A 16,315-nucleotide genomic window follows, 5' to 3' on the forward strand; every position below is an offset into this window, starting at 1 on the left:
CGGATGATCAATTCATCCGGTTTTTTTTATTTCTAGGCTTGTAAGATTAGAGCATAAACTGGATTTGCAATTCCCCAACAACAAAACCAAGTACTGCACCCACTGCAATGAGTGCCCATTCATCTTCTTTGAACGCAGGACGTAACATGCCTTCAAATTCGGATGGTGTTAATTTTTGCATGCGTTCAATTAAAGTACTGCGAATATTCATAGCATCTTCTGCATAAGATTCTACGTATTTCATTGTTTCTGGAAGCCGTTGCAGAATGCGTTCCGCAACTTGCGATTTCATATCTTGATATTTTTCTCCGCCAATTGCATATACGACCAACGGACGAATAACGCCTGCTTGCATATCAATTTCTTGTTTTACATGACGGTTAACCAGATCAATAACACGCGCAGAATGTGTGCCAGAAAATAATTCTTCCATCATATGGCGTGAAGTCAGAAGCTGTTTAGAAATGAGCGCAGCATAGTCGGCTGCAACTTCATTTTGACGTTTAATGAATAAACCTTGCCATGTATAACCAAATATTTTTTTAGGATAAAGAGGTCTAAACATCATTTGCAGTGCAATCCAGTCACTGAAAAAACCCACAAAGCCGCCAAACATTGGAAGCATCCATGGGTATTTTCCTTGCGTGACGATCCAGCAAAACATTTGGATCACACCAATACCAAAACCAAAGAAAAATCCGACATTACTGAAAAATTTAAATTCTTGTTTGCCCACTCTTTTAAAAATATTGTTGAGTAGGCGTTTGTCTTTAAGCAAATTGCTAATCACAAGATGTTTAATATCAAAATATCGGTTCACATCACGTTGTACTTCACTCATGATGTGTTCAACAATCTCGGGTGCTTTCGATTGCACACGGCGAATCAGTCTTTGGCGAGCAAACTCGGGCATGCCTTCCCATAACCCAGGCTGATATTCTTGCGCAACATCACGGGTAATGTCTTCAGCTGCGGCAAGCAAGGGTTTTTCTATTTCTTTGGCAATACGTTTAGGATCGAGGCGGGCAAAAATTTCTTCAGGTTTAATGAGCTTGGCTGTCATCAGTTCAACAGCGATTGTTGCCATCTTCTCGGCTTTGCGTGGCACGATGCCTTGCCAACCTAGAAATGGTTTAATGCCTTTAAATTCAAGTGGCGAAAACATCATCTGAATGGCAATCACCTTGGTGATATAGCCAATTAAACCACTCATAAAAGGAATAGAGATATACAACCAAAAATGTTGCTGGAAATCTGCAATCATAGTTTGAAGCATTGTTGTTCCTTGGATTTCTATTGATTTTGATAGGGGGCAACAAGCCATAAAAATGGATAATTGTTTAAGCACAGACAAATATCGCTTATGGTATTTACCTTTCCATGGTAATGCCTGTTTTATCGGGTAATCTTATCATCAAATTCATGGTGATGTTGCATAGAATGTGATGAATTTATCAATACGTGTGAAGTTTTTAAGATTAATCCAGATGGTTGATAAATATAAGTAAATATTGATTTATATCAAAGAATTTAAGTATAGAAATGGTTTAGAAATGAAAAAAATAAGATATATGATGATTTGCGGTGCGCCGGAGCGTGAAAAATGTTAAAATGGCGCGCTTAATTCTTTTGCCATTTAGTGGTTTGTCATGACTACCAATACTCAAATTACTGAAGATCGTATCCTGATTCTGGATTTCGGCTCTCAATATAGCCAGCTCATTGCACGTCGTGTACGTGAAGCCGGTGTTTACTCTGAAATGTATGCTTTTGATATGTCTGAAGAAGACGTTCGCGCTTTTAAGCCAAATGGCATTATTTTGTCAGGTGGACCTGAGAGTGTGCATGAAGAAGGCAGCCCACGTGCACCGCAAGTGGTGTTTGAGTTGGGTGTTCCAGTATTGGGTATTTGCTATGGTTTGCAAACCATGTCTGAACAGTTAGGCGGTAAAGTTGAGCCGGGTACTGTACATGAGTTTGGTTATGCCGAAGTTGATATCGTTAAACGTGACCAACTAATTGGCAACTTACAAGATCGTGAAGGCCAACTTCACGTCTGGATGAGCCATGGCGACAAAGTGAGCCAGATTCCAGAAGGTTTTAGTATTACTGCAAGCACACCAAGTTGTCCTGTTGCTGCTGTAAGTGACGAAACACGCCGTTTCTATGGTGTGCAATTCCACCCAGAAGTAACGCACACGGCAAAAGGTGAAGAATTACTTGCAAATTTTGTTCATAAAATTTGTGGATGTGGTGGCCTTTGGACACCTGAACACATCATTGACTTACGTGTGGAACAGCTACGTAAACAAATTGGTGATGAAAAAGTTCTTTTAGGTCTTTCTGGTGGTGTTGATTCATCTGTAGTTGCTGCGCTTTTACACAAAGCAATTGGCGACCAGTTAACATGCGTATTTGTTGATAACGGTTTGCTTCGTTTAAACGAAGGCGACCAAGTAATGCAAATGTTTGCTGAAAACATGGGTATCCGTGTAATTCGTGCAGATGCTGAAGAACGTTTCTTAACTGCATTGGCTGGTGAAGTTGATCCAGAGAAAAAACGTAAAATCATTGGTCGTGAGTTTATTGAAGTTTTTGCTGAAGAAGCACGTAAACTTGATGGCGTGAAATTCTTGGCACAAGGTACGATTTACCCAGATGTGATCGAATCTGCTGCAAGCAAACAAGGCAAAGCACACGTTATTAAATCTCACCACAACGTGGGCGGCTTACCAGAAGATTTAGAGTTTGAATTGGTTGAGCCTTTACGTGACTTGTTTAAAGATGAAGTACGTAAATTAGGTACAACACTTGGCTTGCCACACAGCATGATTTACCGTCACCCGTTCCCGGGCCCAGGTTTAGGTGTTCGTATTTTGGGTGAAGTGAAAAAAGAATATGCAGATATTCTTCGTCTTGCTGATGACATCTTTATGCAAGAGCTTCGCGACAGCGGCTGGTATGACAAAACGGCTCAAGCATTTGCTGTGTTCCAACCTGTTAAGTCAGTTGGTGTAGTTGGTGATGGCCGTCGTTATGCGTGGGTGATCGCACTTCGTGCAGTTGAAACAGTTGACTTTATGACAGCTCGTTTTGCACATTTACCATACGAATTAGTTGATAAAATCTCAACGCGTATTATGAATGAAATTAAAGATGTATCACGTGTTGTATATGACGTGTCATCTAAACCGCCAGCAACGATTGAGTGGGAATAATTTTCCTCTGCTTGTTGGTAAAAAAAAGGACGCGTTAGCGTCCTTTTTTATTACTTAAGTCTTAGAATTTAAAATTAATTTGAATAATTATCAAAATGATAAAGATATTCTTATTACTTATACTTGATAAAAGATATATTAAGATATATCTTATTAATTATAAATTGATCATTTTGAGTTTTTAAAGATGAAAAAACAATCAGAACATCATCATGCAGAACACCACGAACATCCTGGTGGCCATCACCGTTCAGGGCGCCGCGGGAGACTTTTTGAAGCGGGCAGAATGAAACTTTTGGTGCTTCATCTCATTCAGCAAAGTCCAAAGCACGGCTATGAAATTATTAAAGAAATAAGTGATTTCGTGGGCGACGGCTATACACCAAGTGCAGGTACCATTTACCCAACTTTAACCAGTCTGGAAGAAATGAATTTCATTACTTTGTTAGATGTAGAACGTAAGCAATATCAAATCACAAAATTTGGTAAAGCTTACTTAACCGAACAACAAGACAAGTTGACCGAACTACTAGAAAAATTACGACTTAGACGTGAAATTCACAGTAATGATGAACTAATTGAAATTCACCGTGCGATGGAAAACCTAAAAACAGCCTTACGTTTGAAGTTGAACTCGATTGGTTTGCAACAAGAGCAGATTTATCAAATTGCTGAAAAAATTGATCAAGCTGCGGTTGCGATTGGGCGGCTATAAGTTGGAAATAAAAATGTTAGAGCTACAACAGAAAATTAAAGAGGCAGGGCTAAAAGTAACGCATCCACGTATGGCAGTTTTATCTTTATTGGAACAGCAAGCAGAAGATCTAACTGTTAAACAAATTTATCAAAAGCTATATGCACAAAAACAGAAGTTAAGTTTAGCCACAGTCTATCGAGTAGTAAGTGACTTAGTGGGAGCTGGTTTAATTTCAAATTGTCAGCCACAACGAGATGAAGCTAAATTTAACTTACCAGCAGTTGAGAGTAGTCAATTATTGCAAATTCGCTGTGCAGATTTAACGGAGGCTAAACAGGAGCAATTTTTAGCTTCTTTAAAAACCGTATTTAGCCAGTTTGAAGTCAATCTTATGCAGGTTGAAATTATCAAAAGTCATTGAATTTTTAATAGAGAATTTATATATGAAACAACATCAATATCATGTCACTGTGCAACATTTAAAGAATGCAAAGGGAGAAGCCTCTACATATACCGAACGTCTTGAGTTTTATGCGGGGAATCATGACGATATCTTTGAAATAGTTGAGCGCTTAAAAAAAGCAGATTTTTTTGATGATGAGACTACAAAATCTTTTGGAGTCGGGTTAAAACTTTTTAGTGAAGTTATGTTGGAAAATCGGGAACATCCGTTATTTCAAGAATTTTTACCGCAATTTGGGCAATTCATGAAGAACCTAAAACAGCTTGTTAAAGATCAATCTGCTTGAGCATTTTTCATGTCACCTTGATTTTTCTATAATTAAAAAATTATTGTCTCATTCATAACACCCTGTGTATTACTAAAAGACTATATTGAATAATGAGTGTATTGTTAAGATCAGTACAACAACTCATTGCAAAAGCATAGGTAAAAGAGAGTAATATCATGAGCAATAATAATGATTACGATATTTCTGATTCAAAGGATTGCGAAAAATTTGCCAATCAGTTTCTTCAGGAATTTCCAATTCGCTCTGCTGAAATTGGACAGGGGACAGTGATTAAGCGGGCTTTACCTAGCCGACAAAAACGAATGATTGGTGCATGGTGTTTCTTAGATCATGCGGGTCCAGTCACTTTTCCAGCGGGAAATGGGCTAGATGTTGGCCCTCATCCTCATATTGGTTTGCAAACCTTCACTTGGATGATTGAAGGAACCATGATGCATACCGATAGTTTAGGTTCAAAACAGCTTATTCGTCCTAAACAAGTTAACTTGATGACGGCAGGTGGTGGCATTTCGCATACAGAAGTTGCACCGGATACCGAAACTCAGATGCATGCTGCTCAGCTTTGGATTGCTTTGCCAGATCATAAGCGCAATATGGATCCGAAATTTGAACATTACCCTGAGCTGCCTATTGTTGAAAAGGATGGTCTAGAATTTACTGTTCTTGTGGGCGAATATTTGGCAACTACATCTCCAGTAGTGGTACATACGCCTTTAGTTGGTGTTGACTTAATTGCTGCCGAAGATACGAAAACCCGTATTCCATTAAATCCTAATTATGAGTATGGTTTTATGGCATTAGAAGGTATTGCCCATGTGAATGGCCATGAGTTAACTGCTGACAACATGGTTGTATTAGATACTGGTCTAAACGAAATTGAAATAGAAGTAAAAAAAGGTAATCGCGTTCTCTTAATTGGCGGTGAACCTTTTGAAACACCAATTTTGCTCTGGTGGAATTTTGTTGCACGTACCATGGATGATTTAAAAGAAGCACGTGAGCAATGGGTTAATCACGATGCGCGTTTTGGTGAAATTCCAGATTATGTTGGTGCTCGTTTAGAAGCTCCTGTTCTTCCAGATCAAATGAGAGCATCAAAATGACAGCAGTAATCGCAAGTAGTAAAGCAAAGCCCCTTGATGAGCAATGGAAAGGTGAGATTACCAGTGGTCGCCATCAATATTTTTGTGATGAGCCTGAAAAGCTAGAAGGGCAAGATCAAGGTCCAGCGCCTTATGATTTGCTTACTGGAAGTTTAGCCGCTTGTACGCTTATTACTTTAAGAATGTATGCGAAGCATAAAGATTATGATTTTGGTGAGTTCTCGGTTGAAATTGATTTTCATACCAATAGAGAGCATGAAGAACATATAGAACGTCGTATTGTTTTTAAAGAATTACCTAATGAAGAACTTCAGCAAAAAATCTTAGTGGTATGCAGTAAAACTCCAGTCACTAAAACTTTGTTACGTAGTTTAGACATTCATACTGTGCTTGTTACAATTTAAAAATGTTATTTTGTGGGAGTGGATGATTTTATATCCATCCCACAAATGGAATAAAACAGCATGTTCACATGCTGTTTTTTATGTAAAAAGAAAAATAAAAGCAGGCAATAACATGATTAGTGTGCACCACCTGGAATGTTCGCGATCGTTTCGAATTTTATGGGCTTTAGAAGAGTTAAGCTTAGATTATGATATTCATTATTATCAACGCTTACCTAACTATTCCGCTCCAGAAACATTGAAATGTATTCATCCTTTGGGTAAAGCTCCAATTTTGACAGATGATGATCAAGTCATCGCAGAGTCAGCTGTAATCTTGGAATATTTACAGCAACGTTATGATCAGAAGCAACAATTCAAACCTACGCAAGCTCAAAATTTACAGCAGTATATTTATTGGATGCACTATGCCGAAGGCTCACTCATGCCACTCTTAGTCATGACTTTGGTCATGAATAGTGTAAATAAGCATGTGCCATGGTTAATTCAGCCAGTAGCAAAAAAAATCACGGAAGGGGTGAAGGCAAATTTTGTTCGCCCACGTATGAAAGATCATATTAGTTTTTTAGAAAACTATTTGGCAGAGCATGAATATTTCGCAGGTGACTTTTCATTTGCTGATATTCAAATGAGTTTCCCTTTAGAAGCTTTGCAATCACGCTTGCAAGGAAAATACCCTAATATTCAGGCTTTTTTACATCGTATTCAGCAAAGACCCGCGTTTCAGAAAGCGAAACAAAAGGGAATGGGTTCTAATGAAAGGAATTGTGCTGATATTTAAAAGAAAAGGAACAATTATTTGTTCCTTTTTATTTGTAGTTTACTTGCGTTTGATCACGATAGAGTCAATGCCACTATGCTGTAAGGTTTGTTGAGCAGCTAAAGCAGCATCTTGAGAGTCATAAGGCCCTGAAATAACACGGTACCATATTTGCCCATTTTCAGTACTCTTAACTACATCGGCAGATAAGCCATTTAAAATGATTTCTGCACGGCGAGCATCAGCCTGATCTGGGTCATTATAGCTGCGAACTTGTAAAATATAAGTAGGTTGCTGAGGAGTTGTGGCTGATTGATTGGTATCAATTCCTGCACTTTCTGAAGCCGCTGGTTGAGCTGCACTTGGTGCCTCAACAATCATAGCTGTGCCTTGGTTTTTGCTTTCAGGAATCGCTTGTTCCGGAATAGGCGTGACTTGCTGTTGGGGTAATAGATCGTAGAAACGATAGTCTTTATTTGTATCTTCTTCTTGATAATGCTCAGAGGTAATCTGATTTTTTGCAGGAACAGGTTGCCAAGGTTTCCAAAGCATAAGCATTACAGCGATACATAAGACCGCTAAAATAGCGACAAGTGTCCCTAACCATTTGGGAATTAGGGGCTTTTTAGGCTTGTTAGGTCTTTCAGATACACCGCGTTGCGTTTTGCCAAACACGTGGATTATTCCTCTGTATTTTGATTGTTTTAATTCGAGTTTGATTCTCGTATTACGATGCTAAAAACAGTGGTTCGTATTCGCTATTTTAACTCTACAAACCACTGCTTACTATATGTTGCATGACCTTTATTTTACTGTCATGCAATATAATTTTTACATAGATTCTGGTGCAGATACGCCAAGCAATTCTAAACCATTGCGCAACACTTGTTGTACATTGATTGAAAGTAACAAACGTGCTTGTGTAAGCTCAGCATCATCGCTTAATACTTTATGTTCATTATACCAAGCGTGGAACAAAGCAGCTAACTCTTTTAAGTAGTTACCCACCTGATGTGGTTCATAGGCATTTGCAGCACGCAACACTGCATCTGGATAAGCTGCCAGTTTAGCAAGAATCTCAGTTTCAGCATCGAGAGATAGGCGAGTAGCATGTGTACGTGCAGCATTTGCATCGAATTGTAAGCCTGTGCTTAACGCTTTTTCTAACATACGGCAAATACGTGCATGTGCATATTGAATGTAGTACACAGCATTGTCTTTACTTTGTGATACAGCAAGGTCAAGGTCGAAGTCAATGTGTTGTTCACTCTTACGCATCACGTAGTAGAAACGAGCCGCGTCGTTGCCCACTTCTTTACGTAAGTCACGTAAAGTCACGAACTGACCTGAACGAGATGACATTTGAACCATCTCTCCGCCACGCCATAAACTTACAAACTGAACCAAAAGCACAGTCAATTTTTTAGAGTCGTAACCCATTGCATCAATTGCCGCTTTTACGCGAGAAATATAGCCGTGGTGATCAGAACCCCAAATATCAATCAGGTCGGTATAACCACGTTGTAATTTATTTAAGTGGTAAGCAATGTCTGATGCAAAGTAAGTCGTTTGACCATTACGACGTTTAACAACACGGTCTTTTTCATCGCCAAATTCAGTCGATTTAAACCAGATGTTGCCATCTTTTTCATAAAGGAAGCCACGTTGATCAAGTGTTTCTAAAGCTTCGTCAATTTTTGCGCTAAGAGATGCTTCACTAAACCATTGGTTGAACGTTACACCAAAGTCAGCAAGGTCATCTTTAATATCATCTAAAATGGCATGAAGAGCAGCTTGATGGAATACGCGGTAGCCTTCACCTAGTAATTGTTGAGAGTTGGCAATAAGACCATCAATATGTTTTTCTTTGTCGCCAGATAAAACGACTTTATTGCCGTCGCTATCTAATTCTTCTGCATATTGTACGTCTTCTGGCACATCTTTATAGACATCAGCCACTTCACGAAGGTATGCGTTGCCATCTTTATCAATAATAGTCTGTGCTATTTCTTTAACGTAATCGCCTTGATAAGCGTTTTTAGGGAATACAAGGTTTTGACCTAGTAATTCTAAATAACGTAAATAAGTAGAGGTCGCCAAAATATCCATTTGACGACCAGCATCGTTCACATAGTATTCGCGGTCAACTTTAGCACCTGTTGCTTCAAGTAATTTGGCAACAGTCATACCATATGCAGCGCCACGACCATGACCTACATGTAGGCTAGATGTTGGGTTCGCAGAAACAAATTCGACTTGGATCTTTTTCGCTGCGTTTGCCTGACTGCGACCAAAAATTTCTTTTTGTGCTTGAATCTGGTCAAGAATAGCAAAGCGCTGATCTGCATTTAAAAAGAAGTTAATAAAACCAGGGCCTGCAATTTCAGCTTTACTGATATCTGCTACTTCTGGTAATGCAGCTAGAACTTTCTCAGCTAAATCACGTGGTTTCATACCAGCAGCTTTCGAGCCGATCATGGCAATATTAGAAGCAAAGTCGCCATGGCTTCGGTCTTTGGTGCGCGTTAAATTGCTTGTATTATTCCAGTCGGAAGGAAGCACACCTTCTTGTTGAAGATTTTGCACTGCATGGTCGAGAGCTGCTTGTATTGCCGTATTCATATCAATCGAAAAAAGATGTCGCAGAAAAACGTCAAATATAGCAAATTTCCTGTGAGTTAGGGGAGTGGATTTAATATTCCAGTAATTCTTTTTGTGCAACTAACTGAGGATTATTTCTTAAATGAATATTGTAGGGTGGATTGCTTCACTATTCTAAAAACAAACAAATACAAGCCTTCTGGAGATTTTTAATAAGCAAAATAGGGAGTAAATCCATCATTATTTCCTGTGGAAATATCTAATAGTATTAAAATATATAGTTTAGGCTTTTAAACTTAAGGTAATAAAACATTTTTAAAAAATATAAAATTATTAACATGTTGATATTTATTAATAATTTTTGATCATGTTTTAACTAAATAGTCTTTAATTTTAACATCACGGTTTAAAATATCTATTTTGAACGAATTAGGCTTAAGCTTATACGCACAAAGAGTTTTAGAGACCATACAAAACGTGTTTTTCTCTACTCTAAGCTGGAAAAATGAGATAGGCAATGATATCAGGACACCCAAGTAAACATCCCCTTTATATCCCATATGCAGGTTTTACACTTTTAGAGTTACCCCTTTTAAATAAAGGCTCGGCTTTCACTGAAGAAGAAAGAAGTAACTTTAACTTACACGGTTTACTCCCCCATATTATTGAAACTATTGAAGAGCAGAGCCAGCGCTCTTATCAGCAATATTGCGCTTTCACTGATGATATCAATCGACATATCTATTTGCGTAATATTCAAGATACTAACGAAACCTTGTTCTATCATTTAATCGAAAATCATCTTGAAGAAATGATGCCGATTATTTATACCCCAACCGTGGGTGAGGCATGTCAGCGTTTCTCTGATATCTATCGTCGTCACCGCGGTATCTTCATTTCATATCCAGATCGTGATGTGATTGATGATATTTTGCAAAACGTAAATAAAAATAATGTAAAAGTAATCGTGATTACAGATGGTGAACGTATTTTAGGCCTTGGTGACCAAGGTATTGGCGGAATGGGAATCCCGATTGGAAAACTTTCGCTTTACACAGCTTGTGGTGGTATTAGCCCAGCCTATACATTGCCAATCACAATTGATGTAGGTACCAATAATCCACAATTGTTAAATGATCCGATCTATATGGGTTGGCGTCAGCCACGTATTAGTGGCGATGAATATTACGCATTTGTAGATATGGTGATTGAAGCTGTGAAGCGCCGTTGGCCAAAAGCATTAATTCAGTTTGAAGATTTTGCACAAAAAAATGCGATGCCACTTTTAGAAAAATATCGCGATAAAATTTGCTGTTTTAACGATGATATTCAAGGAACAGCAGCGGTATCGGTTGGTAGCTTGATTGCTGCGAGTCGTGCAGCGGGCAAGCAATTAAAAGATCAAAAAATTGCTTTCTTAGGTGCGGGTTCGGCAGGTTGTGGTATTGCAGAACAAATTGTTGCACAAATGATTGCAGAAGGTTTAACCGATGCAGAAGCGCGTGCTCGCGTTTATATGGTAGACCGTTTTGGTTTGATCACTGAGAATCAACCAAACTTGCTAGACTTCCAACGTAAGTTAGCGCAAAAAGCTGAGGTAGTTGATCAGTGGGGCAATATCGAAGAAGTAATCTCACTACTTGATGTTGTTAAAAACGCTAAGCCTACAGTGTTAATTGGTGTTTCTGGACAGCCAGGTTTGTTCACAGAAGAAATCATTAGGACTTTGGCGGCAAATTGTGAACGACCAATTGTTATGCCATTGTCGAACCCGACTTCACGCGTTGAAGCAGTACCTGCTGATATTGTGGAGTGGACTGAAGGCAAAGCCTTAATTGCAACAGGTAGTCCGTTTGCTCCTGTGAATCATCATGGCAAACTTTACAATATTTCGCAGTGTAATAACTCGTACATTTTCCCGGGCATTGGCTTGGGAGTAGTGGCGTCAGGCGCTAAGCGTGTTACAGAAAATATGTTAATGGCATCAAGTAGTGCTTTAGCAAATTGTTCTCCATTGCTTAAAGATCCACATGCTGATTTATTACCGCCGTTGGGTGAAATTCAACAAGTTTCTAGAATTATTGCGTTCGAAGTTGCGAAAGCTGCTATGGCTGACGGTGTAGCGGTAACGATTAGTGATGATTTGTTGAAACAGAAAATTGATCAATCATTCTGGAAACCTGAATACCGCAAATATAAGCGTATTCCTTTCTAAGAATGAGAGTGTAAAAAGAGGAGCTTAAGCTCCTCTTTTTTATTAATATATCTCAGTTTAAATAACACATAAATATGAGAACTTTTTCATGAAGAATATTTATATTTTAATTTTTATAGGCGCTTTAATGGCTTGCAGTGATAAAGGTCCGCATAAAACGCAAAATGATTCTAATTATGAATCTGGTGTGGTACAGGCGGAGGCGAATAAATCAAATTCTGCTGTAAGTGAGGCTTTATCTGTAAGTAGAAAGAAAGAGAATACGATTAAAACAAAAGAAGCTGATCAAATAGCTAAAATTTCTTGTTCAAATCCAAATGTTACAGAATGGTATGGTTTCGATGAGGCAGTTGCTGAACCAAAGTGTGAAGTCGTAAAGAATTTCAAATTGTCAGCTTATAAGTGTGATATTTCTAAGAATGCCTTTGGTGCGGATAAAGATGCCATTTTGCTAGAAAATCAAGATAAACGAATTTTCGTTTATTCAACTTCTAAAGACTGTAATGAAATGGTTGAAATAAGAAATGCTAATGGGCCTTAAGTTTGTATTTAAGAGTAATTTTTATTAATTTATGCGAGAGATCCATAATATTTATATAAAATGACAACGCATTTATTTTAGCTTTCTAAGAATGAGAGTGTAAAAAGAGGAGCTTAAGCTCCTCTTTTTTTATTTTTAGTCCTCTAAAATTTCTTCTAGCAACTCTTCACTAGGTGCAAAATAATAAGCGCCATCAAGTGGTGTCACAAAGTGCAATAAGCGGTCGTGAATACCATCTCCACTTGTGCCGAACATGCGCTTTAACATGGCATCAATAATGGTGAGGTCTTTAGTATAGGCAATGAAAAATAAGCCCTGATCACCTCGACCATCTCCATAAGGTAGGCTATGGCGCAAGATTTCCATTTCCTCGCCTTCATCATCTTCGACAACAGTACGGGCAACATGGGCGTTTTCTGGTTTAACGTCATCATCTAATTCAATAGATTCAAGTTTGGTGCGGCCCATAACATTTTCTTGCGCATCAACTTTCAATTTTTTCCATTTTTCTAAATCATGGGCATAGCGCTGCGCAAATATGAAACTACCATCGGCAAATACTCCGGCATCTTCAGGTAGAAGTGCTGTTTCTGCACGATCATCTGGAAACTGAGGATTTTCTGTACCGTCTATAAAACCTGTAATATCTCGACCATCGAAATAGCGGAAGCAAACACGCTCATCCAGAACTTCGACTTTATCTTTAATACCTTCAAAAAATGCTTGGCTTAATGCAAAACAAATATCAGAACGCATGCTGGCAATATGAATGAGTACATCTGCTGGCACAGCTGGCATATTGAATGCACCTTGTTCTGGTTCAAGTTGTTTAAAACCTAAAGGAGTTTGCGAATAGAGCTGTTTCCATAGTTCGGGACCAAAAGCGACTGCTGTTTTAATTTGGGCATCAGAGTGCTGAGTGATGAGGCGGTCACGTGCTTCAAATAAAGCTTCAATTTGTTTTTTTAATTCATCAATTGATAAGTCTTTTAAACGAAGAACAATAAAACGTGCATGATCTGATGGCAACGGCAAAATGACAGATTGAGCAGTCATTGGAAGGTATCTCCTCAATTATAATTTAGTATGAGCTTTAATTATTGTGCCTGATGCGAAGAGCTGTTAGTAGTCTATTTCTTGATTTTATTGTTTGAATTCTCACCAAGATAGCTTTATAAAACGGTATAATTCCACTTTTATAGTCTATTTTTCGCTATGTCTCTGCAAGTTTGGTTCGCTTATATGTTGGCCTGTTGGGTAATCAGTATCTCACCGGGTGCGGGAGCAATTGCTTCAATGTCGAGTGGTCTAAACTATGGTTTTAGGCATGGCTATTGGAATGCAATCGGTTTGCAAATTGCTTTGCTACTTCAAATTATGATTGTAGCAGCGGGCGTAGGCGTTTTATTTGCAACGACACCTTTGGCTTTTCAGTTTGTTAAGTGGTTCGGTGTGATTTATTTGTTATATCTCGCTTATTTACAGTGGACAGCACCTGTAAAAGATATAGAAATTCAACAAGAAAAAAGAGATAAATCTGTATTCGCACTATTACTAAATGGTTTTGTGGTCAATATTAGTAATCCCAAAGCGATTGTATTTCTATTGGCTGTTTTGCCGCAGTTTTTAGATTTGAGTAAGCCTCAATGGATACAATACGTGATTATGGCTGTGACTATGATTAGTATTGATTTGGTTGTCATGGCTGGATATACAGGTCTAGCATCAAAGGTTTTAAGACTACTTCGCTCACCTAAACAGCAAAAATATTTGAATCGGGGTTTTGCTGTGATGTTTAGCTGTGCGGCTTTATTATTAAGTACAGTTCATCAGGCGTCCTAATTTAGGCCGCCTGTGTTTGATTTTTTAGCTTTTGAGTTATAAAAATAACGGCAAAAGTTAATGCCATGCATAAAACAATACTCAAGCCTGTAGAGATATTGAGTGCTGCGCTTGACCATAGGCCCACACTAACCCCAACTTGAGCTAAAACAAACGCCCAAATGACCATTTGCTTTGGTGAGTTTGCTAGTAAGCGAGCGCTTAAAGCAGGTATTACCAGTAATGCACCCATAAGCAAAGAACCTACAGCGCGCAAAGCTAAAACAGTAAATAAAGCCAATAAAAGCATGAAAATAAGACGTTGCCAGTTTGCATTCACCCCTTCACTAATTGCAATATCAGGATCAATTGCAAACTGTATTTGCGGCTGCCAAAAGCGGTAAAGAATCACGAGTGATATCGCAATAACTAAAGTGAAAACGGGTAAATCGGGCCAATCAATGCTGAGCAAATCACCAAATAAATAACTTAAAAGCTCTGGTCTTAAACTTGGAACATGTTGAATAAACAGTAAACCGCTACAGAGTAATGTCGCTGAACATAAGGCTAAGAGAGCATCATTAGGTAAGCGATTGTCATGTAGGGCCCATAAAATTGCGACCAGTAAAACCGCAGTGCCTGCAACACCAAGCCAAAGAGGAAGACTTAAGGCACCAGCAATGGCAACCCCGAGTAATGTACCGTGTGCCATGGTGTCAGCAAAAAAAGACATTCGTCTCCAAAGCATTAGACAACCAAGAGGTGCAGTCAAAAACACCAGCAAGGTTCCCATAATCCATGCGGGCAACAATAATTGTAACCATTCCATCATGGCTTAAGCTTCCGGTTCTGGGTGGATGTGAGGGCGGTCATTATGAGGGCAGGGGTGTGCAGCATCACCGTGAGCACAGTGATCATGATGATGTTGATAGAAAACCCGTTGAGTTCCAAAGATAGCCTGATATTCAGGATGTTGTTGAATATTCTCGGGTAGTCCACTACAGCAAATATGTTTATTTAAACATACTACACGGTGTGTTCCCTCCATCACCCATTGTAAGTCATGGGAGACAATTAAGATCGCACAGCCATATCGTTCAGGTAAACTACGGACATACTCATAAAGTTCAGCTTCTGACTGAATATCTAAGCCTTGCATCGGTTCATCAAGAACTAAAATGTCTGGTTGGCGAAGTAGTGCACGTGCTAGTAGTACCCGTTGGCGCTCTCCACCGGAAAGTTGCTGTACTTTTGATTGTTGTAACTTGGAAATACCGGTGTCTTGAATAATTTCCTGACGCAGGGCAGGGCTGCATTTTTCTAAATCAAGTAGATCTTGAACGCGCAAAGGTAAGCTATGTGAAGGATTGAACTTTTGTGGCACATAAGCCATTTTAAGTTTCTTATGATTGATAATACGACCGCTACTTGGCTGGAGAATCCCGAGTAGAACTTTAATCAGTGTTGATTTACCTGCACCATTCGGGCCAATCAAAGACACAATTTCATTTTGATGTAGAGAAAAATCAACTTTTTTTAAAATCTCCCGATCATCGCGATGAACAGAAACCTGCTCAAGCTGAATTAATACGGGATTTAAGGAGTTGTGCGGCACTGTTGGCATTTCCCCGAAATTTCAATAATGCTGTGTTGAGCTACGAACTCATCTGACGCTGCAAGTTGATCAAGCTGGTGAGTTAAACCTTGAGAAGAGGCTTCTTTAACCATGTGGCATTCGGTACAAATCAAGAATGCTGCTTGATGGCCTTCACGAGGGTGGCAACAGGGAATATAGGCATTAATAGAAGTTAGGCGATGGATCAAACCTTTTTCTAATAAAAAATCTAAAGTTCGATATACAGTTGGAGGAGCAGCTGGGCGATCAGTTTGACTTTTTATGCGTGCAAGTAAGTCATATGCGCCCATTGGGCCCGAAGCATTTAAAATGAGTTCCAAAACTTCTTTGCGCAAAGGCGTAAGTCGTGCGCCAGTCGCAGAACATAAATTTTCTGCTTCAGCTAAACGGTTTGCGACATTATGGTGATCATGCACACCATGCAAAGAATCATGATGTTCATGCGAGCAGGAACTCATAGAAATAACCTCGAATTTTTAACGGAATATTAGCATGAAGCGATGCTTCATTCGATTAATCTTAGGTATTTTTGTAACTTTGTTATATTATAACATGCTTCGAGCTAAT

Annotated in this window: 17 protein-coding genes; 10 read left to right on the top strand and 7 right to left on the bottom strand. The window is 38.9% G+C overall.

Annotated elements, in window-relative coordinates; all coding sequences use genetic code 11:
* Positions 1 to 46: 46 nt before the first annotated feature.
* Entirely contained in the window at positions 47 to 1,264 is a 1,218-nt protein-coding gene (locus KTH84_RS14110; RefSeq protein ID WP_171459103.1) for a DUF445 domain-containing protein, read from the bottom strand.
* 385 nt (positions 1,265 to 1,649) lie between these two features.
* Between KTH84_RS14110 and guaA the strand changes: the two genes are divergently transcribed.
* The 7 genes from guaA (at position 1,650) to KTH84_RS14145 (ending at position 6,955) form a co-directional block, all read left to right on the top strand.
* Entirely contained in the window at positions 1,650 to 3,218 is a 1,569-nt protein-coding gene (gene guaA, locus KTH84_RS14115) for a glutamine-hydrolyzing GMP synthase (protein ID WP_202743607.1), read from the top strand.
* 187 nt (positions 3,219 to 3,405) lie between these two features.
* Positions 3,406 to 3,933 carry a PadR family transcriptional regulator gene (locus KTH84_RS14120; RefSeq protein WP_262473707.1) on the top strand — a complete coding sequence of 176 codons (528 nt, stop codon included), beginning with the start codon at positions 3,406 to 3,408 and terminating at the stop codon, positions 3,931 to 3,933.
* A 13-nt stretch (positions 3,934 to 3,946) separates the two neighbouring features.
* Positions 3,947 to 4,336, top strand: a complete 390-nt coding sequence (locus KTH84_RS14125; protein ID WP_262473709.1) for a Fur family transcriptional regulator — start codon at positions 3,947 to 3,949, stop codon at positions 4,334 to 4,336.
* Positions 4,337 to 4,358: 22 nt separating this feature from the next.
* Positions 4,359 to 4,664, top strand: coding sequence for a DUF3861 domain-containing protein (locus tag KTH84_RS14130; RefSeq protein WP_262473711.1), 306 nt, complete (start codon positions 4,359 to 4,361; stop codon positions 4,662 to 4,664).
* Between the two features lie 158 nt (positions 4,665 to 4,822).
* Positions 4,823 to 5,770: a pirin family protein gene (locus KTH84_RS14135; RefSeq protein ID WP_262473712.1), complete on the top strand. Its 948-nt coding sequence runs from the start codon at positions 4,823 to 4,825 to the stop codon at positions 5,768 to 5,770.
* Positions 5,767 to 6,174, top strand: coding sequence for an OsmC family protein (locus KTH84_RS14140; protein ID WP_202743611.1), 408 nt, complete (start codon positions 5,767 to 5,769; stop codon positions 6,172 to 6,174). The genes KTH84_RS14135 and KTH84_RS14140 overlap by 4 nt, the downstream gene beginning before the upstream one ends.
* A gap of 112 nt (positions 6,175 to 6,286) precedes the next feature.
* Positions 6,287 to 6,955, top strand: a complete 669-nt coding sequence (locus KTH84_RS14145; RefSeq protein ID WP_202743612.1) for a glutathione S-transferase — start codon at positions 6,287 to 6,289, stop codon at positions 6,953 to 6,955.
* A 39-nt stretch (positions 6,956 to 6,994) separates the two neighbouring features.
* Here the strand turns inward: KTH84_RS14145 and KTH84_RS14150 are convergent, their stop codons facing one another.
* Both KTH84_RS14150 and argS read right to left on the bottom strand, forming a co-directional pair.
* On the bottom strand, positions 6,995 to 7,609 hold the full coding sequence (locus KTH84_RS14150) for an SPOR domain-containing protein (RefSeq protein WP_133975884.1): 615 nt from the start codon (positions 7,607 to 7,609) through the stop codon (positions 6,995 to 6,997).
* A 156-nt stretch (positions 7,610 to 7,765) separates the two neighbouring features.
* Positions 7,766 to 9,556: an arginine--tRNA ligase gene (gene argS / locus KTH84_RS14155; RefSeq protein WP_262473714.1), complete on the bottom strand. Its 1,791-nt coding sequence runs from the start codon at positions 9,554 to 9,556 to the stop codon at positions 7,766 to 7,768.
* 496 nt (positions 9,557 to 10,052) lie between these two features.
* Here argS and KTH84_RS14160 point away from each other — a divergent pair, with 496 nt between their 5' ends.
* A complete protein-coding gene (locus KTH84_RS14160; protein ID WP_262473716.1) occupies positions 10,053 to 11,750 on the top strand; it encodes an NAD-dependent malic enzyme in 1,698 nt (565 codons plus the stop codon).
* Positions 11,751 to 11,838: 88 nt separating this feature from the next.
* Positions 11,839 to 12,291 carry a hypothetical protein gene (locus KTH84_RS14165; protein WP_262473718.1) on the top strand — a complete coding sequence of 151 codons (453 nt, stop codon included), beginning with the start codon at positions 11,839 to 11,841 and terminating at the stop codon, positions 12,289 to 12,291.
* A 135-nt stretch (positions 12,292 to 12,426) separates the two neighbouring features.
* Here KTH84_RS14165 and KTH84_RS14170 read toward each other — a convergent pair whose 3' ends face one another.
* Positions 12,427 to 13,347 carry a Dyp-type peroxidase gene (locus KTH84_RS14170; RefSeq protein WP_262473720.1) on the bottom strand — a complete coding sequence of 307 codons (921 nt, stop codon included), beginning with the start codon at positions 13,345 to 13,347 and terminating at the stop codon, positions 12,427 to 12,429.
* Between the two features lie 159 nt (positions 13,348 to 13,506).
* Between KTH84_RS14170 and KTH84_RS14175 the strand changes: the two genes are divergently transcribed.
* Positions 13,507 to 14,133: a LysE family transporter gene (locus KTH84_RS14175; RefSeq protein ID WP_202743616.1), complete on the top strand. Its 627-nt coding sequence runs from the start codon at positions 13,507 to 13,509 to the stop codon at positions 14,131 to 14,133.
* Position 14,134: 1 nt separating this feature from the next.
* Here KTH84_RS14175 and znuB read toward each other — a convergent pair whose 3' ends face one another.
* Genes znuB through KTH84_RS14190 form a run of 3 tightly spaced genes read right to left on the bottom strand, consistent with a single transcriptional unit; the run spans position 14,135 to position 16,206 of the window.
* Complete coding sequence (gene znuB, locus KTH84_RS14180) at positions 14,135 to 14,944, bottom strand: zinc ABC transporter permease subunit ZnuB (protein WP_133975875.1); 810 nt, start codon at positions 14,942 to 14,944, stop codon at positions 14,135 to 14,137.
* Between the two features lie 3 nt (positions 14,945 to 14,947).
* A complete protein-coding gene (znuC, locus tag KTH84_RS14185; protein ID WP_042898437.1) occupies positions 14,948 to 15,736 on the bottom strand; it encodes a zinc ABC transporter ATP-binding protein ZnuC in 789 nt (262 codons plus the stop codon).
* A complete protein-coding gene (locus tag KTH84_RS14190; protein ID WP_003655556.1) occupies positions 15,709 to 16,206 on the bottom strand; it encodes a transcriptional repressor in 498 nt (165 codons plus the stop codon). The genes znuC and KTH84_RS14190 overlap by 28 nt, the downstream gene beginning before the upstream one ends.
* Positions 16,207 to 16,315 lie beyond the last annotated feature (109 nt).

It is taken from the genome of Acinetobacter sp. WU_MDCI_Abxb74 (assembly GCF_025513915.1).
In the GTDB taxonomy this organism is placed as follows: domain Bacteria; phylum Pseudomonadota; class Gammaproteobacteria; order Pseudomonadales; family Moraxellaceae; genus Acinetobacter; species Acinetobacter calcoaceticus_C.